The following is a 19932-nucleotide window of genomic DNA, read 5'->3' as shown; positions in this document are numbered from 1 at the left end:
TGGAGGCCGGCATCAACCACGGGTGAGCCGGGCGATCATGGGAACGGCCATCCGTTCGGCGTGCAGACCTTGCCGTCCCGCGGGATGAACGCGCCCTGCGGCACGCCGCCGGTGATCCGGACGATCTCGTCGTTGGCCACCCCGAACGTCTGCTGCATCATCACCGGCGCCGGTCCGCCCGCCACGCCGCACGGCTGGTGCCCCTGCCCGAACGCGTGTCCCACCTCGTGGTTGACCATGTAGCGGCGGTACGAGGTGAGGTCCGGCAGGAACGCCACGGCGCCGCGGAACCAGCGGGCGCCGTTCAGCGTGACGAAGCCGCCGTCGTTGCACGAGACGTCGACCGGGATCTCGAACCCGCACACGGCACGGGCGGTCTGCTGGGACGCGAGCCGGATGCGGACCGACGCGGGACCGGAGACCCGCCGCACCGCACGGGCGCCGCGCGCGGTCCAGCCGCGCGGGTCGGCGAGGGTGGCGTCCACGAACGCCGCGAAGGCCTGCTCGTCCACGGTGATGCCGTCCTCGACCTCGACGGCGTAGGTGCGCAGCGGGCCGGTGCCCACGACCGGGCCCTCGCCCGCGACGACGTGGAACGTGCCCGCGCCCGACGACGGGAAGCCGGGGCCGTCCGGCAGGTCGGAACCGGACGCGTAAACCCGCGAAGACGGCGCAACCGGCGCGGAAGACGGGACGAGCACGGAAGGAACACCGGGCGCAGGAGTCGACGGGGCGGCCGCGGGGGACGTTTCGCCTGCCAGCTCGGTCGCCGTGAGCAGGAGTGCGGTCAGGGCCACGGAGACCAGCACCAGGTGCACCTTCATGACCGCAACGCTCTCGGCAACTGATGAAGAACCTGTGTGCGTTCCGCTTGGCTGCCGTGAAGGCCTGCATACTGCGACCCGTGTGCGCCCACATCCTCGTCGCGGAGGACAACGTCCACCAGGCCGAGCTCGTCCGCCGGTACCTCGAGCACGACGGGCACTCCGTGGTGGTCGTCCACGACGGGCGGGCGGCCATCGACGAGACGCGGCGCCGCAACCCCGACCTGCTGGTCCTGGACGTGATGATGCCGCTGGTGGACGGCATCGACGTGTTGCGCGCACTGCGCGCCGAGTCGGACGTGCCGGTCGTGCTGCTGACGGCGCGGTCCACCGAGGACGACGTGCTGCTCGGCTTCGACCTCGGCGCGGACGACTACATCACCAAGCCGTTCCGGCCGCGGCAGATGGTCGCGCGGGTCCGCACGATCCTGCGGCGCACCGGGCGGGCGCGCGAGACGAACGCGACGGTGCTCAGGGTCGGCGACCTGACCGTGGACCCGATCCGGCACGAGGTGCGCATCCACGACGAGCTCGTCGGCCTCACCCCGGCGGAGTTCCGGCTGCTCGCCAAGATGGCCGCGCAGCCGCAGCGGGTGTTCACCCGCGAGCAGCTGCTCGACGACGGGTTCATCACCGCGCGCACCGTGGACGTGCACATGATGAAGCTGCGCCGCAAGATCGAGCGGGACCCGCGCCGGCCGCAGCGGCTGCTGACCGTCTACGGCATCGGGTACAAGCTCGCATGAAGAGCCTCCTGGTCCGGTTCTTCCTGTTCTCGCTGGTGATCGCGGCCTGCTCGATCGCCGTCACGGCGTGGCTCGCGAGCCAGGCGACGACCGGCGCGATCCGGCAGGAGCAGGGCGAGGCGCTCGAGACGGACGCCGCGATCGTCGACGAGCTGGTGAGGTACGCGGCCACGCACACGAGCTGGACCGGCGCGAAGTCCGAAGTGGACGAACTGGCGCAGCGGTTCGGCCGCCGCATCGCGCTGACCGACCACAACGGCAAGAAGCTCGCCGACACGGGCAGTGAGAACGCTCCCCCGTTGCCGATCACCCCCAGGGCGCTGGTGGACCCGTTGAACGTCAACGGCAAGATCGACCCGCGGGCGGTCGGTCCGTTCAAGCTCACCGAGGACGAGTTCGACACACTGCACGCCTACGCCGTCGAGCTCCTGAACTGCAACCGCTTCATCAGGATCGTCGACGCGCCCAACGGCAGGCCGCGGCTGTCCGGCGACGAGCCCGGCCGGTTGTCGCTGTGGGACGACTGCAAGGTCGGTGACCTGCTCTACTCGCTGACGGCGACCGAGATCACCGCCTACCGGCAGCTGCAGCAGCTCTTCGACGACTGCGTCACGCGGACGCGCCCCGGCCCGCGGACCGTCGGAAAAGTGCAGTCGCCGCCGAGCCTCGACTGGGAGGTCACGGCGGTCCTCGACTCGACGCCCGAGGACGTGGAGTGCATGGACAGCGCCCGCCGCGACCAGCTGCGGCCGCACGTCGCCGAACCGGTGCAGCTCTTCCTGACCGAGCCCACGGGCGGCGGGCCGCTCCCGATCGACCTGTCGACCACCGGCACCACCCGGATCACGCTGGTGGCGCTGGGAATCCTCGCGCTGGCCGGGTTCGCGTCGTGGATCACCGCGAGCCGGCTGGTGCGGCCGATCCGGGCGCTCACCGCCGCCACGAAGCGCACGGCGGAGGGCGACCGCACGGCACGGGTGGACGGCGGCGCGGGGGAGATCGGCGAGCTCGCGCGGTCGTTCAACGCCATGTCGGCCAAGCTCGCCGAGACCGAACGGCAGCGCCAGGCCATGGTCAGCGACGTCGCGCACGAGCTGCGCACACCGCTGGGCAACATCACCGGCTGGCTGGAGGCGACGCAGGACGGGCTGGCCGAACCGGACCCGCACCTGGTCGGCATGCTGCTGGAGGAATCGCTTCTGCTGCAACGGCTCGTGGACGACCTGCACGACCTCGCCCAGGCCGACGCGGGCACGCTGCGGCTGCACCCGGAGCCGATCGCGCTCGACGACGTCGTGGACCAGGTCGTGAACGCGCAGCAGAACCGCGAGATCCTGCTGCGCGCGGAGACGCGGCCGGTCCACCTCACCGCGGACCCGGTGCGGCTGCGCCAGGCGCTCGGCAACCTCGTCGCGAACGCCGTCCGCTACACCCCGCCGGGCGGCGAGGTCGTCGTGCGGCTGTTCCAGGACGGCGACACCGCCGTCCTGGAGGTCCGCGACACCGGCACCGGCATCGCGCCGGAGGACCTGCCGCACGTGTTCGACCGGTTCTGGCGCGCCGACAAGTCCCGCAGCCGGCGCACCGGCGGGAGCGGGCTGGGGCTCGCGATCACCCGGCACCTGGTGGAGGCGCACGGCGGCGCGGTGTCGGTGACCAGCACGCCCGGCGTGGGCTCGGCGTTCCGGATCACGCTCCCGGCATCAGCCCCAGCAGGTCCATGTTGATCATCCCGGCCGCCTGGGCACCCTGCGCGGCGGCGACGATGACGATGGCCGCCGGGTCCGTGACGTTGCCCGCCGCGTAGACGCCCGGCACGCTCGTGCGTCCCTTGTCGTCCGTGCGCACGAACGGACCGACGGGCGTCTCGGTGGTCTCCGCGCCCAACGCGAGCAGGAACTCGTCGCGCGGCTTCATCGGCGCCGAGTACACGAGCGCGTCGGCCGGGATGCGGTCCGTTCCGGAGATCACCGCGACGAGCTTGTCGTCCTCGACCTCGATGCCGTCCACGGACGGGACATGGGTGACGTCGGCCGACCACTGGCGGACCAGGGCGACCTTCATCTCCTCGCCGAACACGACGAGCTTCTGGTCGCGGACCTCGTAGCCGTGGCAGTACGGGCAGCCGAAGACGTCACGGCCCCAGCGGTCGCGCAGGTCGTCCGGCACCTCGTCGACCAGGCCCGTCGCGAAGAGCAAGCGCTTGGCCTCCACGGTCCGCCCGGACAGCTCGACCTCGAACCCGTCGGCGGTCCTGGTCACGCCGCGCACGTCGTCGTTCACGATCTCGCCGCCGTACCCCTCCACCTCGGCACGGCCGTGCTTGAGGAGCTCCAACGGCGAGAGGCCGTCGCGGGAGAGGAAGTTGTGCATGTGCCCGGCCGGCTTGTTGCGCGGCTCGCCGCCGTCGACCACGAGCACGCTGCGCCGCGCCCTGGTCAGCATCAGGGCGGCACTGAGCCCGGCCGCTCCCCCACCGATGATCACCACTTCGTACGTCATGTCCCCACAGTGCGGTCGACAGCCCGATTTCGGCAAAGTAAGTTGCCGTTATGGCAACAAGTCTCCCGACGCTGGGGCAGCGGCTCGCCGCGCTGCGCGCCGAGCACGACCTGACGCTGGCGGCGTTGTCCGAGATGACGGGCATCTCGAAGTCGACGCTGTCGCGCCTCGAGACCGACCAGCGCAAGCCCACGCTGGAACTGCTGATGCCGTTGTCGAGGACCTACCAGGTGTCGCTCGACGACCTGGTCGGCGCGCCCGAGGTGGGCGACCCTCGGGTCGCGATGAAGCCGCGCCAGCTCGGCCACGGCCGCGTCGGCGTGCCGCTGACCCGGTCGATCGGGCCGCTGCAGGCGTGGAAGATGATCCTCACCGACCCCGAGCTGCACGAACCGCGCGTGCACGAGGGCTACGAGTGGTTCTACGTGCTGAGCGGCCGGATCCGGATGCGGCTCGGCGACAAGGAGATCGTGCTGCGCGCCGGCGAGGTGGCCGAGTTCGACTGCCGCCAGCCGCACAGCTTCAGCAGCGCGGACGGCCGGCCCGCGGAGATCATCAGCCTGTTCGGCAAGCAGGGCGAACGCATCCACACCCGTGCCGCGCCTGCGAACAGGTCGCCGGACAGGTCATAGTGGGGGCATGTGCCGAAACATCCGGGTGCTCCACAACTTCGAACCGCCCGCCACCACCGACGAGGTGCAGGCCGCGGCACTGCAGTACGTGCGGAAGGTGAGCGGGGCGGCCAAGCCGTCGGCGACGAACCAGGCCGCGTTCGACGAGGCGGTCGCGGCCGTGGCGGCGGCGACGCGGGACCTGCTGGACGCGCTGGTCACGACCGCTCCGCCCAAGGACCGCGAGGTCGAGGCCGCGAAGGCCAAGGCGCGGGCGGCGGAGCGCTACGGGCGTTAGCGGGTCACGCGGGTCTCGAGGTACATGCAGATCAGCTTGGCGGCGACGCCCGCGGAGCCGACGATGAACGCCTGGTCGGGGCCGAGCGTCACGGAGATGGCCCACAGCAGCAGGGCGATCAGCACGACTATGACCGTCGTCTGCACCGCCTGCGGCCAGTGCGCCGGGTGGACGAGCCACCTGCTCAGCTGCCGAGGCTGCGGAACCTCCACGTCACCCGCCCTATCGGGTGAACGCTCCGCCTTGACCGCCATCGTGCTCCCTCGCCGTGATTTCTCCTGCCGAACTCCATTCTCCCGAGTTGATCTTCTACGGAGTGTTACTCACGTGGGTCTTGCGGTGAGCGTTGCGTGAGCGTCGGCGAACGGCAGACGAACGGTCATCCGCATGATCGGTCGGCGTTGCGTCACCGTCCGCTTACAGATTGAGGCGGACATCGCAACTCTGTGTGCCACCTGATCGAGTGAACGGTCAACGCTGCGTGACGATTGGGCCGATCGGCGCAGCGCCGTTTTTGTCAGACCCCTCGGCTAACGTCAGGTGAAGAGAGCGGTACGAGGGGAGAAAGCGTTGCCGGACAACAACGTCAGCGTCACCGCACTGTCGTTCACCGAGTACGTCATGAGCGGTCAGCGTGGACGCATCAACATCGTGTCGGAGCAGCGGGGGATGTACCTGACCTCCGATCCCAAGGTCTGCGGCTTCTACAACCCGATCCGCGACGCCATGCGACGAGCGGTCAACTCGACCGAACCCGAGCTGGAGCTCAAGAGGGCGGTCATGAACGCCAACCGCACGGGTCAGCCGCGGGCGTTCGAGGAGATCGCCGACGGCTTCCTGCCGTGGCTGGCGTCGTTCAAGGCGACCGGTGTCCCGGTCGACCCCGCCACCTATCGCGCGGGCGAGCTCACCCTGAAGGTCCGGCCGCACCTGGGCCTGCGCAAGAAGGACGGCAGCACGTTCGCCGTGCTCGTCCACACCAAGGAGGTGCCGCTGACCAGGGAGGCGGCGAACGTCGGGCTGCGCGTCCTGCAGCACACCATCGCGGACACGCTGCCGGGCGCCACGCCGATGGTGCTCGACGCGCGGCGCGGCAAGGCTTACCAGATGCCCGCGCGGACCAACCTCGGGAAGCTGGACGTGCTGATCGCCGCGGAGGCGATGGGGTACGTGACGCACTGGAAGCTGTCCGGCCTGTTCGAGGCCGTCCAGGTCGGGTAGGGCGACGGCGGACGACGCGGCCCGCCTGGGGGGTCGGGCCGTGTCGTCGACAGCCGGATCTCGTTGCGGCGCAACGGGTTCGGCGCGCCGGTCAGCAGGTCTGGAGCATCCCGGCGAGCGCGTCGTGCTCCGCCTGGTCGGCGGCCAGCTTGTAGGTGATCTTCACGGCGATCCAGTGCTGGGCGTAGGTGCACCAGTAGGTCTGCACCGGCGGCTTCCACTTCGCCGGGTCCTGGTCGCCCTTGCCGCGGTTGGTCTTCGCGGTCACGGCGAGGAGCTGGATGCCGCCGAGGTCGTTGGCGAACGCCTTGCGCTGGTCGTCGGTCCACTTGTCCGCGCCGGAGCGCCACGCCTCGGCCAGCGGCACGGTGTGGTCGATGTCGACCTCGCCCGCGTCCTTGATCACCACGTTGTCGTAGGGGCTGTTCCAGGTCCCCGAGACGGCTTTGCACTCCTTGTCCGACTTCACGTCGGCGCCCTGGCGCTGCAGCACGATCTCCCTGGTGTCGCAGGAGTTGCCCTGCGAGGCCCAGTGCGGGAACCGGTCGCGGCTGTAGCCGGTCATCTTGCCCTCGGGCGCGATCTGCACCGCGGCGAGGTCGGACGACCCGGCCGGGGTGGACCCGGTCGGCACCGGCGTCGACGGCGGGTTCTCCTGGCCGGACTGGAGTTCCGACAGGTACCAGCCGAGTGCCACGAGCAGGACGAAGACCACCAGTGACGTCACCGCCGCGCGATTCATGCGCCCATGATCGACCATCCGGATCACGGACCGGTCACCCGGTCCGTGATCCGCGTGTCGCGGAGGTGACGAACTACCGGGGCAACGAGGTGAGGTAGCCGCCCATGGTCTTGAAGTACTCGTGCGCCGTCAGCTCGACGCCGTCCTCGGTGCGAACCTTCTTGACCAGCAACGCCTTGCTGCGGCCACGGCGGGCCTCGGCGCCCGCGACGACCGCCACGCCGTCGCCCTCGCGGTAGAAGATCCGGCCGGGGGTGCCGCCGTAGATCTCCGAGGACACGTCGGCCTCGACGATCTCCAGGCGCCGGCCGCGGTGGAAGCAGAACGCGGACGGGTAGGGCGCGCACTGCGCGCGCACCAGGCGGTCGAGCTCCTCCGCGGTCCAGGTGAAGTCGATCCGCAGGTCCTCCTCGGCGCGCTTGTGGAAGAACGAGGCCTGCGAGCGGTCCTGCTTCGTGAACTCCGTGCGGCCGGAGGCGATCTCGGCGAGGCCGTCGACGGTGATGGGGCCGAAGAGCTCGAGCGTCTTCTCGAACAGGACCGCCGTCGTGTCGCGCGGGCCGACCGGGACGGAGCGCTGCAGCACGATGTCGCCGGCGTCGAGCGTGTCGTCCATCATGTGGGCCGTGACGCCGACTTCCTTCTCGTCGTTGAGCAGCGCCCAGATCAACGGCGAGAAGCCCGCGTACTTCGGCAGCAGGGAGTCGTGCACGTTCAACGTGCCGTGCCTGGGCAGCGCGAAGACCTGCGGCGGGATCCAGGTCCGCCAGTTGCAGGCGACGATCACGTCCGGGTCGGCGGCCTTCAGCCGGTCGAGCAGCTCCTGGTCCTCCGGGCGCTCGCGGACGACGACCTCGACGCCGTTCTCGCGGGCCAGCTCCTCGACCGAATCGCTCCAGACCTTCTCGTAGGCGCCCTCACCCCGGGGGTGGGTCACCACCAGGACGACCTCGTGCTCGGACGCCAAAAGTGCCTGCAGGGTGCGATGACCCCAGGTCTGGAACCCGAACATGACGACCCTCATGGGGGTGCCCTCCTTCACCTCGGTGCGATACGGTCAGGCTAACCTAACCGTGGGCTTGCGAAGGAAGCTTAGGCTTCCCTAAGTTAAGGCCTCATGCATCCGATCTACGACATCGTCGGCATCGGGTTCGGCCCCTCGAACCTGGCTCTCGCCATCGCTCTGACCGAGCACAACGAGCAGGCCGAAACCCCCGTCACCGCGGTGTTCCTGGAACGTCAGCAGGCGTTCGGCTGGCATCGGGGCATGTTGCTCGACGACGCCACCATGCAGGTGTCGTTCCTCAAGGACCTGGTCACGATGAGGAACCCCGCGAGCCGCTTCTCGTTCCTCTGCTACCTGCGCGACCGCGGCCGGCTCGTCGACTTCGTCAACCACAAGAACCTGTTCCCGCTGCGCGTCGAGTTCCACGACTACTTCGAGTGGGCCGCGGCGCAGGTGGACGACCTCGTCTCCTACGGCGCGGAAGCCGTTGGCGTGGAAGCGATCCACGACGACCTGTTCGAGGTGACGACAGCCACGGGTGACGTGTACCACGCCCGCAACCTCGTCTTCGCGACCGGACTGCGCCCGGCCGTCCCCGAGGGCGTCGCGCTCTCGGACCGCGTGTGGCACAACAGCCAGTTCCTGCACCGCGTCGGCGAACTGGCCGACCCGAAGCGCTGCGTCGTCGTCGGTGCCGGGCAGAGCGCCGCGGAGGCCGTGGCCTACCTGCACCGCGAGTACCCCGGCGCCGAGGTGTGCTCGGTGTTCTCCCGCTACGGCTACTCCCCCGCCGACGACAGCGCGTTCGCGAACCGGATCTTCGACCCCGAGGCCGTCGACCACTACTACGACGCACCGGACGCCGTGAAGCAGCGGCTGATGGGCTACCACCGCAACACCAACTACTCGGTCGTCGACGTCGACCTCATCGCGCAGCTCTACCGCACCACCTACCAGGAGAAGGTGCTGGGCACCGAGCGGTTGCGGATGATGAACATGACCCGGCTCGTCGCCGTCGAGGAGTCCGCGGACGGTGCCCGCGCGGTGGTCCAGTCGCTCGTCACGGGCGAGCTGGAGCACCTCGACACCGACCTCGTGCTGCTCGCCACCGGGTACGACGAGGCCGCGCCGATGCTCGGTTCGCTCGACACGGCCTGCGCACGCGACGAGGCCGGCCGTCTGGTCGTGGGGCGCGACTACCGGTTGCAGACGTCGTTGCGCGGCGGCCTCTACCTGCAGGGCGGCACGGAGCACTCGCACGGCATCACGTCGTCGCTGCTGTCCAACGTCGCGGTGCGGTCCGGGGAGATCCTGGACTCCGTGCTGACCCACACCTCGGTGCCGGTCCTCGCGACGGCGTAGAAATCACCGGGTGGAACTCGACCTGAAGCTGACGGGCTGCCGGGCCCTCACGATGGACCCGGCGCGCCCCGCCGCGCACACGATCGGCATCTGGCAGGGCCGCATCGCCGGGCTGGACGAGCAGGTCGAGGGCCTGCCCGCCGCGGAGACCGTCGACCTGGGCGGCGCCGTGGTGCTGCCGGGGTTCATCGACGCCCACACGCACCTCGCGTGGAACGGCCGCCGCACGATCGACATCACCGGGCTGCCGGCGGTCGCCCAGGTCCTCGACCGGCTGACCGGCGCGCCCGGCACGGGCTGGATCGAGGCGTCCGGGTACGACCGGCGGATCATGGACCGGCCGCTCACCGCCGCCGACCTCGACCGGATCAGCGGCGACCGGCCGGTGTACGTGGCCGACCTGTCCGGGCACGCGTGCGTCGTCAACTCCGCGGTGCTGCAGCGGCTCCCCGGCATCGGCGGCGACGGCTGGCTGACCGAGAACGAGCAGCTGGCCGCCCGCACGTTGCGGCTGCCGTACTCGCTCGACGAGATCGTCGGCGAGCTGCGCGAGAGCGCCCGCCAGGTGCTCGCCGAGGGCGTCACGATGTGCGCGGAGGCGGGCATCGGCGCCGGTCTCATCGCGAGCAGCCCGCTCGAGGCCGCCGCCTACCAGCGGGCCCGGCTGCCGATCCGCGTGCAGCTCATGGTGTCCGCGCACGTGCTGCACCCGGTCGCGGCCGACCCGGCGGACGGCATCGCGCGGGCGGTCGACCTCGGCCTGCACACGGGGTTCGGCGACGACATGCTCTCGCTGGGCGCGCTGAAGCTGTGGACCGACGGCGGCATGATCGCGCGCACGGCCGCGCTGACCGAGCCGTACTCCGGCACGGACAACCGCGGGCAGCTCGCCGACACCGAGGAGTTCATGCGGGCCGCGATCACCGACGGGCACGACGCCGGCTGGCAGCTCGCGATCCACGCGATCGGCGACCGCGCGATCGACTTCACGCTCGACGCCGTGGCCGAGGCCCAGCGCCGCCGTCCCCGTGCCGGCGCCCGGCACCGCATCGAGCACTGCGGCCTGGTCCGGCCCGACCAGCTCGGCCGGATCGCCGAGCTGGGCATGGTCCCGGTCGTGCAGCCGACGTTCCTGCACGCCTACGGCGACGACTACAGCGAGATCATGGGCGCCGAACGCGCGCCGTGGCTGTACCGCGGGAGGTCGTTCCTCGACCGCGGCATCACCGTGGCGGGCAGCTCGGACCGGCCGGTGGCGGACGGGGCTCCGTTGCGCGCCATCGAGTTCATGGTGCGGCGCCTGTCCTCGGGCGGCCGGGCGGTCGGGCCGGACGAGGCGGTCACCGTCGAGGAGGCGATCCGTGCGTACACGCTCGGCGCCGCCTACGCGTGCCGCAAGGAGGACGTGCTGGGCAGCCTCACGCCGGGCAAGCTCGCCGACCTGGTGGTGCTGGGCGACGACCCGCGCACGAGCGAGGCGATCGCGGAGATCCCGGTGCTCGCGACGATGGTCGGCGGCGCGCTCGCGCCGCAGCGCTGACCGGCGTCACTGCAGGTGGAACGTGGCGGCCAGCGTGGAGAGCCGGTCGGTGACGTCGGCGTGGACGTTCGTGCGGCGCACCCAGTTCTGGCACCCGCTGTCCGCCGACGGCGCGGCACCGAGCGGCGAGACGGCGTCGGTGACCCCGTACTCGAGCCGGTAGGCGAGCACGGCGATCGCCGACTCGATCCAGAACGACGGGTCCGGCGTCGGGATCTCGCCCAGCCCGACCCGGAACCACACGGGCATCCGCGCGTACTGCGCGAGCGCCTCGGAGATCCGCCGCGCGGCCACGTCCCTGATCTCGCCGCGGGCCTTGTCGCCCGCCAGCACGGCCTCGGTGCGCCACTGCTCGCCCGCGGCTTCCTCGTCGCCCTCCAGCCGCTCGACCGCGCGCCGCGCGCTCGCCTCGTTCGCGTTGATCAGCCACTCCATCTGGCGGACCTCGTGCGACAGCGCGTCGCGCGCGAACCGCGGCACCCGCCCACCGTCCAGCTTGGACCGCGCGTCGTCGCGGCGGGCCTTGAGCCCGTCGAACTCGAGCACCTCCTGCTTCAACGCCACCCGCGCCGGGTCGGCCAGGATCTCCTGCTCGGCGTCCCACGCCCGGCGCAACGCCTCGACCAGCGGCACGACCTCTCCCGCCACCTCGTCGAGGTTCGCGAGCGGCCCGTCGCCCGCCCCGGACAACCGCCGCTCCAGCACGGTGAGCCGGGCCGTGACGCGCTCCAGCTCGGCCGTGAGCTGGCCGACGTGGCTGATCAACGAGGCGACCTGCGGCTCGACGACGTCCAGCCGTTCCTTCTCCGTGGGCACGCGACCAGCGAACCGGACGCCGGGGACCGGCAAAAGCGGATGACCGGCGATTGCACGCATTCGAGGCCGGGTTACGCCCGGCAGTGGGAACCCCTTCACGCACGGTCACGGCAGTGGGTGAACCCGGACAAAACGAGGTATGAATAGGAAATGGCGACCTCCGTGACCGAGACCGAACGCAAGTACGAGGCCCCGTCGAACGCGAGCCTGCCGGACCTCACGGAGATCACCGGCGTGGCGACGGGCCCGGAGGAGTTCGACCTCGAAGCCACGTACTTCGACACGGAGGACTACCGCCTCGCGAGGGCCGGCGTGACGCTGCGCCGCCGGGTGGGCGGCGAGGACGAGGGCTGGCACCTCAAGCTCCCGGCGGGCGAGGACAGCCGCCAGGAGGTCCGCGTCCCGCTCGGCAGGGCGGTGAAGACCCCGCCCAAGGACCTCTCGTCCCTGGTCCGCGCCCACACCAGGGGCCGTTCCCTCACCCCGGTGGCCGAGATCCGGACCAACCGCCGCCGCTGGCAGCTGACCAACGGCACCGGCGACCTCCTGGCCGAGGTCGTCGACGACCTGGTCACCGCCCGGAGCACGGGCAGCTCGACCACCACCACGTCGTGGCGCGAGATCGAGGTGGAACTGGGCGAGAGCGGCACCCGCAAGCTCCTCGACACCGTCGAACGCCACCTGGGCGGCGCGGGCATCACCCCGTCCGCGTCGAAGTCCAAGCTCTCCCAGGTGATCGGCGTGCAGCGGGACGCCGTCCCCGCCATCACGAAGAAGTCGACGGCGGGCGAGGTGGTCCTCGCCTACCTCCACGAACAACGAGCGGCCCTGCAGAACCAGGACCCGCGAGTCCGCACGAACGAGGACGACGCCGTCCACCAGATGCGAGTGGCGACCCGCCGCATGCGCTCGGCCCTGCAGGCCTACGGCAAGGTCGTCGACCGCGAGGCGACCCGCGCCCTCACCGAGGAACTGAAGTGGCTGGCCGCCGTCCTGGGCACCTCCAGGGACCTGGAAGTCCTCAGGATGCGCTTCGAGGAAGCCCTCCACGCCCTCCCCCCGGAACTGGCCCTGGGCGACGTGGCCGCCCGCATGACACGCTACTTCGCACCCCAGGAGGCCAAGGCGCACAAAGACTCCGTCGCAGCCCTGGACAGCAAGCGCTACTTCACCCTCCTGAACGACATCGACGCCCTGCTGACCACCCCGCCCCTGACCAAGCTGGCGGGCGGCAAGGCGAAGGACGTCCTCCCGGCCCTGGTGGAAAAAGCCCGCCACCGCCTGGACACGCGAGTGGAAACAGCCCTCCGCACCACCGACAGCGACGAACCCCTCCACGAGGCCCGCAAGGCGGCGAAACGCCTCCGCTACAGCGCGGAAGTGGCGGAACCGGCCCTGGGCAAGCACGCCAAGGCCCTGCGCACACGAGCGAAGGACGTCCAAACCCTCCTGGGCGACCACCAGGACTCGGTGGTGGCGCGCCCGGTCCTCCTGGACCTGGGCAGGGGCGACGAGAACGGCTTCACGTTCGGCCTGCTCTACGGCAGGGAAGTGGAACTGGCCCACCAGACCGAAGCAGCACTCCCGGCGCTGTGGCACAAGCTGAGCAAGGAACACCCCTAGCCGGCGCCGGCCCGCGAGGCCGAAGGCGAGCAAGCGAAGGCAAAGCCGAGCAGTCTCGGCTTTTGCTTGTGGCTCTTGACTTTTGGCGAGCGCGCCCGGTGGGGTGGACCACCCCGCGCACGAAACAGGAACAACGCCCTCCCCAAGTCCCAAAAATTGGTCTATACCTAAAGGAGAACCGACGAACCCCCGGGAGCACCAGGTGACCGAGACGACGAGACTGCAGGAACTGGTTCCGCAGCCCGCGGAGGTGCACCCGCGCCCAGACGTGGAGTTCACCCTGACCCCGGCCACCAGGATCCTCCTGAAGACGGAGTCGGCGAGGCACCCGGCGACCAGACTGGCCGAGCAGCTCCGCGGCTCGACGGGCTACGACCTGGAGACGACGGCGACAGGCCCGGCCGGCATCATCTTCGAAGAGGCCGATCTGGCCGAAGAGGCTTACGAGCTCGACATCACCGCAACGGCGGTGACCATCCGAGCCGGCTCGGCGCAAGGCCACTTCAACGCCACGGCGACCCTCCGCCAGCTGCTCCCCCCGCAAGCGGAGTCGGCCGAAAAGCACGAAGCGGAGTGGACGATCCCGGGCGCCGGGATCCACGACCGCCCGAGGTACCGCTACCGGGGCGCCATGCTGGACGTCACCCGGCACTTCTTCACACCGCCGCAGGTCAAGCGCTACCTCACCCACCTGGCGGCACTGAAGATCAACCACCTCCACCTGCACCTGACCGACGACCAAGGCTGGCGCATCGAGATCAAGAGCTGGCCGAAGCTCACCGAGATCGGTGGAACGACGGAGGTGGGCGGGAAGCAGGGGAGGTTCTTCTACACCCAGGAGGAGTACGCGGACCTGGTGCGGTACGCGCAGGACCGGGGAATCACGGTCGTCCCGGAGTTCGACATGCCGGGTCACACGAACGCGGCGCTGGCCAGCTACCCGGAGCTCAACGACGACGAGAAGGCCAAGGACCACTACACCGGCATCGAGGTCGGCTTCTCCTCCCTGGCGATCCACAAGGACATCACCTACACCTTCGTGGAGGACGTGATCCGGGAGCTGGCGGCGCTCACCCCGGGCCCGTACCTGCACATCGGCGGCGACGAGGCGCTGAACACGCCGGACGCCGACTACGCCACGTTCATGAGCCGGGTCCTGCCGCTCGTCGGGAAGCACGGCAAGACGGCCATCGGCTGGCACGAGTTCATCAAGACCACCGACGACACCACGCCGGTCGTGCAGTTCTGGAACCAGACCACGGCGGACGAGAACGTCGCCGCGGCGGCCAAGCGCGGCAACAAGGTCATCCTGTCGCCGGCCAACCGCGTCTACCTGGACATGAAGTACACCGAGGACACCGAGCTCGGCCTGAAGTGGGCAGGCCACGTCGAGGTGCGGGACTCCTACGACTGGAACCCCGGCGCCTACCTGCGGGACGTGCCGGAGGACGCCGTCCTCGGCGTGGAAGCTCCACTGTGGACGGAGACGGTCACCACCGAGGAGGAGCTCGACCAGATGGCCTTCCCGCGTCTCGCGGCGGCGGCCGAACTGGCCTGGTCACCGCGCGCGACCCACGGCTGGGACGACTTCGCCCGCCGGCTCGCGGCGCAGGCCGAGCGCTGGGAGGTCCGCGGCATCCACTTCCACCGCAGCCCGCAGGTGCCCTGGAGGGACTAGAAGTAGCCCTGCGCGCGCTCGGAGTAGCTGACCACCACGTGCTTGACCCGGCGGTACCGGGCGAGCAGCGCCGTGTCGGCCGGGTAGGCGTGGTAGTTGTTGACCCACACCCGCTCCGCGCCGAGCTCGTGGCCGACGTTGTGCGCCAGCGCGATGTCCCGGCACCAGAGCCCGGCGCCGAGCTGGGCCGTGGCCTCGTTGGCGATCTTCACGGCGTCGTCGCGGTCGTCGAAGCGGGTGACGGACACGACCGGGCCGAGCACGTCGGCGGCGAAGACCGCGGACCGGTGGTCGCCCTCGAAGATCGTCGGCTGGACGAAGTGCCCGGACGCCTCGCCGCCCAGGACCAGCCGCGCGCCCTCGGCCCTGCCCCGGGCGAAGTACGCGAGAACCCGATCGCGCTGCGCGAGCGAGACGACGGCGCCGACCATGGTGCCGGTGTCGAGCGGGTCGCCCACCACCAGCCCGCGGGCGCGCTCGGTGGCGAGGTGCAGGAACTCCTCGTACGCGGCGGTCTGGATCAACGCGCGGGACGGCGCCGTGGGGATCTCGCCCTGGTTGGCCGCGAACATCGCGAAGCCCTCGAGCGCCTTGTCCAGGAACCCGTCGCGCTGCGCGAGGACGTCCGCGAAGAAGACGTTCGGGCAGCGGCCTGACACGACCGGGTGGTCGTCGGCCCCGGTGACCACGTTCACCACACCGGGCGGCAGCAGGTCGGCGATCACGTCGAGCAGCACGTGGATCGAGGCCGGCGTCTGCAGGGCGGGTTCGAGCACCACGGCGTTGCCGGCGGCCAGCGCGGGCGCGAGCACGCGACCCGCGTTCATCAGCGGGAACGTCCAGGACAGGCGCTCGTGCACGACGCCCAGCGGCTGGAACGTGCGGTAGTCGCAGGTGGCGCGGCCGAGCTGCTCGACCTCGCCCACCTCGGCGCGGATGACGGCGGCGCACTGGCGGAACTGCTCGATCAGCATCGGCACGTCAACGACCAGCGCCTCGCGGACGGGCTTGCCGTTGTCCCAGGTCTCGGCGACCGCGAGCTCGGTCGCGTGCTCCTCCACCCGGTCGGCGACCTCCCCCAGGACCGTGGCGCGCTCGCGCGGTGTCGTGCTCCCCCACGCCCGCGCGGCGCCGCTGGCCGCGTGCAGGGCTCGGGCGCGGTCGGCGTCGGTGCCGCGGGCGACCTCGGTGAACACCTCACCGGTCGACGGCGCCACGTTCTCGACGTACTCGCCGGACACCGGCGCCACGTGGTCGCCGCCGATGAAGTGCTCGTACCTCGCCCGGTACGCGACCACGCTGCCGGGCTGACCCGGCGCCGCGTACTGCGTCATTCTCGACTCCTGCCAGAAGATGGCCCACTGCTCGACAGTGATGGGGAAAATGAGAAAGTAGGCAGCAGAACGTTGCATGCTCGTTGCAAGCCGTGGATGGATTCAGTGACCCACGACCCCGAGCAACACGCACTGTTGCTGAGTCGCGTCAGAGACGCCGTGCTGAGTGGTACTCGCACGGTTGATTTGCCACGCTCAGTGATTTCCGCGTCGTGGCAACGGTCACTCGCCGCCAATGTGGACCCCGACCTGCACACCGCCCCGACCGTGTTCGGCGAGGACGAGCTGACCGACCTGCGCGAGCGCCACCCGCTGCACCCGAGCCTGCCGCTGCTGCGCGAGACGCTGCTGGGCTTCGCGGAGGAGGCCGGGCACATCATGATCGTCACCGACGCGCAGGGCCACATCCTCTGGTGCGAGGGCTCCAGGGACACGCGCGGGCACGCCGAGGACGTGGGCCTGGCCGCGGGGACCCTGTGGTCGGAGGACGCGGCGGGCACGAACGGCATGGGCACGGCACTGGCGGTCGGCTCCGCCGTCACGGTCCACTCCGCCGAGCACCTCGTGCGGACCTACCACCACTGGACGTGCGCGGCGAGCCCGATCCGCGACCCCGACAGCGGCACGACGATCGGCGTCGTCGACCTGAGCGGCCCGCTCTCGACCGTGCACCCGTCGATGGTGGCGCTGGTGTCGGCGTCGGCCCGGCTCGCCGAGTCCGAGATGCTCGGGCGGATGCACGCGCAGGACGAGGAGCTGCGGTCGCGCAACATGGGCCACCTGATGGCGTTGCGCGGCGAGCCCGGCGCGCTGCTCAGCCCGAGCGGCCGGGTCGTCGCCGTCGAGCCGTACGGGCTGCTGCCGGCCCGCGTCGACGTCTCCTGCGACCGGGTGCTGCTCGACGACGGCCGCGAGGCGGTGCTGGAGCCGCTGGCCGAGGGCTACCTGCTGCGCGTGCCCCGGCAGCGGCACGTGCGGCGCAGCGTGCTGTCGCTGTCGTTCCTGCTGCCGGAGCCCAAGGTGGTGCTGGACGGTCGCGAGGTGCCGATCTCGTTGCGGCACGCGGAGATCCTCTGCGCGCTGACGCTGCACGGCAGGCTGTCCGCGGGTCAGCTCGCGCTGCGGCTCTACGGCGAGCGCGGCAACCCGACGACGGTGCGCGCCGAGCTGCACCGGCTGCGCGCCCAGCTGGGTGCCGACGTGCTCGCGACCAGGCCGTACCGCCTCACCGCCGACGTCGAGGCCGACTTCCTCTCCGCCCGTTCCGCGCTCACCGACGGCGACGCCCCGCTGGCGGCGAGCCGGTACCGCGGGTCGCTGCTGCGCCGCTCCGAGGCGCCGTTCGTGCTGGCCGAGCGCGACGACCTGGCGACCGGCGTGCGCAAGGCCGTCCTGTCGCGCGGGGACGCGAACGCGCTGTGGACGTTCACCCAGACCGACTCGGGCGAGCACGACGCCGAGGCACTGGAACAGCTGGTCAGGCTGCTGCCGCCGGACGACGTGCGGCTCGCCATCGCCACCGCGCGGCTCAGGAGACTCAGTCAGGACGATTGACAAGACTCTTGAGAAATGAATATCTTCCCTACTAAGAGACTTAGCAGGGGAGGCTGTCATGCGCGTACTCGTCATCGGAGCGGGGACCGGTGGGCTGTGCCTGGCGCACGGGTTGAAGAAGGCCGGCGTGGACGTCGCGTTGTTCGAACGCGACCGCACGCCGCGCAGCATGCTGATCGGCTACCGGGTCGGGATCAGCCCCGATGGCAGCAGGGCGCTGCACAGCTGCTTACCTCCGGACGTGTTCGCCGAGTTCGTCCGCACGACGGCCCGGCCGCCGCAGCGGATCAACATGCGGACCGAGAAGTACCGGGAGCTGCTGGTCGGCGACATCCCGACGGACGTCGACGAGAGCCGCAACGAGAAGTCGGTCAGCCGGATCGCGATGCGCACCGCGTTGCTGAACGGCCTGGAGGACGTCGTGCGGTTCGACAAGAAGTTCCTGCACTACACCCAGAACGACGACGGCACCGTCACCGCGTTCTTCGCCGACGGCACGTCCGAGACCGGCGACGTGCTGGTCGGCGCCGACGGCGCGCAGTCGAAGGTGCGCCGGCAGTACCTGCCGCACGCGAGGGTGATCGACAGCGGCATCACGTCGATCGCGGGCAAGCTGCCGCTGACCGGCGAGAACGTGAAGCTGCTGCCGCCGATGGCCGACGGCGCCGTGACGCTGCTGTTCGGGCCGCGCGGTGAGTTCGTGATCGTCCACGTGATGAGGTTCGACGACAACGAGATCGAGGACGACTACATCATGTGGGGCTATGCGGCCTCGCACGACAAGTTCCCGGACATGAGGGGCATGAGCCAGGCCGAGCTCAAGGAGGTCGTCCTGGGCATGACCCCGGACGTGCACCCGCACCTGCGGCAACTGTTCGCACTGGCGATCCCCGAGACGGTGTTCCAGATCAAGGTCCGCACCTCGGAGCGGCTGAAGCCCTGGACGCCGAGCACCGTCACGATGATCGGCGACTCGGTGCACCTCATGACGCCCGGCCGCGGCATCGGCGCGAACACGGCGCTGCGGGACGCGGAGCTGTTGTGCCGCAAGCTCGTCGAGGCGCAGCGCGGCAAGGACGTCGTCACCGCGATCGGCGAGTACGAGCGGGAGATGGTCTCCTACGCCTTCGACGCCGTGGAGGCGTCGCTCGAGATGATGGACGGCACCAGCCTGGTCCACAAACCGGTGATCGGCAGGGTCGTGGCGGCGTTCTCGCGGACGTTCCTGCGGGTGACCAACGCCGTGCCCGCGCTCAAGCGCAGGATGCTGGCCCAGGACGCGGCGGAGCGTGATCACGTAAGTTCGGCGCATGAGGTTGTTCACGCCCGGTGAGGTCGTGGTGCGGCGTGAGGTGCTGCACGGCAGGGTCTGGTCGGAGATGCCGGTCAGGGTGGTCGCCGACGAGCCGGGACTGCTGGCGGTGTTCGTCGAACCGGGAACCCCGCTCACCTACCCCGCCCACCCCCACCCGCACCCCTGGGACACGCCGTCCCGCGGGTTCTGGCGCGGGCACGGCAAGCTCATGCTGCACCGCCCGCAGGACGCCTACTCCGTCGACCTGTTCTGGAAGGGCGACGACCGGGCGTTCGGCAACTACTACCTGAACCTGCAGGCGCCCTACCGCCGCGTCGCCGACGGGTTCGAGACCCTCGACCACGCGCTCGACTACACGCTCGCCCCGGACGGCACCTGGGAGCAGCGCGACCTCGACGAGTTCGAGGAGCAGGCCGCGGCCGGCAAGTACTCGGCGCGGGAGGCCGAGGAGATCAGGGCCGAGGGCACCAGGATCGAGAAGATGCTCGCGTCCGGCGAAATCTGGTGGGACACGGCCTGGGCGGACTGGCAGCCGTGAAGGTCCGGCCGCTGACCTTCGACACGCTCGTCGCCGAGATCGTCGACCAGGTGTCGGAGCTCGACGGGCGGGTGCGCGTGCTGGTCGACGGCGCCCCCGCAGCCGAACCCGGCAGGCTGGCCGACGCCGCCGTGGAACCGTTGCGCGCCTTGGGCCGCGCGGTGCAGCGGGTGTCCATGGAGGACTTCCTGCGACCGGCGTCGGTGCGGCTGGAGCACGGCC

At 70.6% G+C, this 19932-nt stretch carries 19 protein-coding genes and 1 pseudogene; 13 read left to right on the top strand and 7 right to left on the bottom strand.

Going from position 1 to position 19932, the window contains the following annotated elements; translation table 11 throughout:
- Positions 1 to 35 precede the first annotated feature (35 nt).
- Positions 36 to 824 carry a DUF3152 domain-containing protein gene (locus ACFWGZ_RS14360; RefSeq protein WP_382451944.1) on the bottom strand — a complete coding sequence of 263 codons (789 nt, stop codon included), beginning with the start codon at positions 822 to 824 and terminating at the stop codon, positions 36 to 38.
- Between the two features lie 80 nt (positions 825 to 904).
- On the opposite strand from ACFWGZ_RS14360, the gene ACFWGZ_RS14355 reads away from it, so the two are divergent.
- Together ACFWGZ_RS14355 and ACFWGZ_RS14350 are read left to right on the top strand one after the other, a co-directional pair.
- Positions 905 to 1570: a response regulator gene (locus ACFWGZ_RS14355; RefSeq protein ID WP_382451943.1), complete on the top strand. Its 666-nt coding sequence runs from the start codon at positions 905 to 907 to the stop codon at positions 1568 to 1570.
- Positions 1567 to 3297, top strand: a complete 1731-nt coding sequence (locus ACFWGZ_RS14350) for a sensor histidine kinase (RefSeq protein WP_382451942.1) — start codon at positions 1567 to 1569, stop codon at positions 3295 to 3297. Before ACFWGZ_RS14355 ends, ACFWGZ_RS14350 begins: the two co-directional genes overlap by 4 nt.
- On the opposite strand, the gene ACFWGZ_RS14345 is transcribed toward ACFWGZ_RS14350, so the two are convergent.
- Positions 3260 to 4072: an NAD(P)/FAD-dependent oxidoreductase gene (locus ACFWGZ_RS14345; protein WP_382451941.1), complete on the bottom strand. Its 813-nt coding sequence runs from the start codon at positions 4070 to 4072 to the stop codon at positions 3260 to 3262. The genes ACFWGZ_RS14350 and ACFWGZ_RS14345 overlap by 38 nt on opposite strands.
- Positions 4073 to 4122: 50 nt before the next feature.
- On the opposite strand from ACFWGZ_RS14345, the gene ACFWGZ_RS14340 reads away from it, so the two are divergent.
- Together ACFWGZ_RS14340 and ACFWGZ_RS14335 are read left to right on the top strand one after the other, a co-directional pair.
- Positions 4123 to 4704 (top strand): helix-turn-helix domain-containing protein, encoded by a 582-nt coding sequence (locus ACFWGZ_RS14340; protein ID WP_382451940.1) that lies wholly within the window; start codon positions 4123 to 4125, stop codon positions 4702 to 4704.
- 7 nt (positions 4705 to 4711) lie between these two features.
- A complete protein-coding gene (locus ACFWGZ_RS14335) occupies positions 4712 to 4981 on the top strand; it encodes a DUF2277 domain-containing protein (RefSeq protein WP_382451939.1) in 270 nt (89 codons plus the stop codon).
- Here ACFWGZ_RS14335 and ACFWGZ_RS14330 read toward each other — a convergent pair.
- The gene (locus ACFWGZ_RS14330) at positions 4978 to 5193 is read right to left on the bottom strand and encodes a hypothetical protein (protein WP_382451938.1); all 216 of its coding nucleotides are present in this window, start codon (positions 5191 to 5193) and stop codon (positions 4978 to 4980) included. The two genes, ACFWGZ_RS14335 and ACFWGZ_RS14330, sit on opposite strands and share 4 nt — an antisense overlap.
- A gap of 358 nt (positions 5194 to 5551) precedes the next feature.
- On the opposite strand from ACFWGZ_RS14330, the gene ACFWGZ_RS14325 reads away from it, so the two are divergent.
- A complete protein-coding gene (locus ACFWGZ_RS14325; RefSeq protein WP_382451937.1) occupies positions 5552 to 6202 on the top strand; it encodes a hypothetical protein in 651 nt (216 codons plus the stop codon).
- Between the two features lie 91 nt (positions 6203 to 6293).
- Here ACFWGZ_RS14325 and ACFWGZ_RS14320 read toward each other — a convergent pair whose 3' ends face one another.
- Together ACFWGZ_RS14320 and ACFWGZ_RS14315 are read right to left on the bottom strand one after the other, a co-directional pair.
- On the bottom strand, positions 6294 to 6944 hold the full coding sequence (locus ACFWGZ_RS14320) for an HNH endonuclease family protein (protein WP_382451936.1): 651 nt from the start codon (positions 6942 to 6944) through the stop codon (positions 6294 to 6296).
- Between the two features lie 73 nt (positions 6945 to 7017).
- Positions 7018 to 7968 (bottom strand): methionyl-tRNA formyltransferase, encoded by a 951-nt coding sequence (locus ACFWGZ_RS14315; protein ID WP_382451935.1) that lies wholly within the window; start codon positions 7966 to 7968, stop codon positions 7018 to 7020.
- Positions 7969 to 8061: 93 nt separating this feature from the next.
- Between ACFWGZ_RS14315 and ACFWGZ_RS14310 the strand changes: the two genes are divergently transcribed.
- Complete coding sequence (locus tag ACFWGZ_RS14310) at positions 8062 to 9312, top strand: lysine N(6)-hydroxylase/L-ornithine N(5)-oxygenase family protein (RefSeq protein ID WP_382451934.1); 1251 nt, start codon at positions 8062 to 8064, stop codon at positions 9310 to 9312.
- Positions 9313 to 9322: 10 nt separating this feature from the next.
- Positions 9323 to 10852: an amidohydrolase gene (locus tag ACFWGZ_RS14305; protein ID WP_382451933.1), complete on the top strand. Its 1530-nt coding sequence runs from the start codon at positions 9323 to 9325 to the stop codon at positions 10850 to 10852.
- 6 nt (positions 10853 to 10858) lie between these two features.
- Here ACFWGZ_RS14305 and ACFWGZ_RS14300 read toward each other — a convergent pair whose 3' ends face one another.
- Complete coding sequence (locus ACFWGZ_RS14300; RefSeq protein ID WP_382451932.1) at positions 10859 to 11668, bottom strand: hypothetical protein; 810 nt, start codon at positions 11666 to 11668, stop codon at positions 10859 to 10861.
- Positions 11669 to 11818: 150 nt separating this feature from the next.
- Between ACFWGZ_RS14300 and ACFWGZ_RS14295 the strand changes: the two genes are divergently transcribed.
- Together ACFWGZ_RS14295 and ACFWGZ_RS14290 are read left to right on the top strand one after the other, a co-directional pair.
- Positions 11819 to 13291, top strand: a complete 1473-nt coding sequence (locus ACFWGZ_RS14295; RefSeq protein ID WP_382451931.1) for a CHAD domain-containing protein — start codon at positions 11819 to 11821, stop codon at positions 13289 to 13291.
- Positions 13292 to 13493: 202 nt separating this feature from the next.
- On the top strand, positions 13494 to 14969 hold the full coding sequence (locus tag ACFWGZ_RS14290) for a beta-N-acetylhexosaminidase (protein ID WP_382451930.1): 1476 nt from the start codon (positions 13494 to 13496) through the stop codon (positions 14967 to 14969).
- On the opposite strand, the gene ACFWGZ_RS14285 is transcribed toward ACFWGZ_RS14290, so the two are convergent.
- Positions 14966 to 16303: an aldehyde dehydrogenase family protein gene (locus tag ACFWGZ_RS14285; protein WP_382451929.1), complete on the bottom strand. Its 1338-nt coding sequence runs from the start codon at positions 16301 to 16303 to the stop codon at positions 14966 to 14968. The two genes, ACFWGZ_RS14290 and ACFWGZ_RS14285, sit on opposite strands and share 4 nt — an antisense overlap.
- 237 nt (positions 16304 to 16540) lie before the next feature.
- On the opposite strand from ACFWGZ_RS14285, the gene ACFWGZ_RS14280 reads away from it, so the two are divergent.
- The 4 genes and pseudogenes from ACFWGZ_RS14280 to ACFWGZ_RS14265 form a co-directional block, all read left to right on the top strand.
- Entirely contained in the window at positions 16541 to 17857 is a 1317-nt protein-coding gene (locus ACFWGZ_RS14280; RefSeq protein WP_382451928.1) for a GAF domain-containing protein, read from the top strand.
- A 58-nt stretch (positions 17858 to 17915) separates the two neighbouring features.
- Positions 17916 to 19190: an FAD-dependent oxidoreductase gene (locus ACFWGZ_RS14275; RefSeq protein ID WP_382451927.1), complete on the top strand. Its 1275-nt coding sequence runs from the start codon at positions 17916 to 17918 to the stop codon at positions 19188 to 19190.
- Positions 19168 to 19710, top strand: coding sequence for a DUF402 domain-containing protein (locus tag ACFWGZ_RS14270; RefSeq protein ID WP_382451926.1), 543 nt, complete (start codon positions 19168 to 19170; stop codon positions 19708 to 19710). Before ACFWGZ_RS14275 ends, ACFWGZ_RS14270 begins: the two co-directional genes overlap by 23 nt.
- Positions 19707 to 19932: pseudogene (locus ACFWGZ_RS14265) on the top strand (uridine kinase); the annotation flags it as partial. The gene ACFWGZ_RS14270 and the pseudogene ACFWGZ_RS14265, both read left to right, overlap by 4 nt.

It is taken from the genome of Lentzea sp. NPDC060358 (assembly GCF_042725365.1).
GTDB lineage: Bacteria > Actinomycetota > Actinomycetes > Mycobacteriales > Pseudonocardiaceae > Lentzea.
This window is presented reverse-complemented; position numbering and strand designations above follow the sequence as displayed.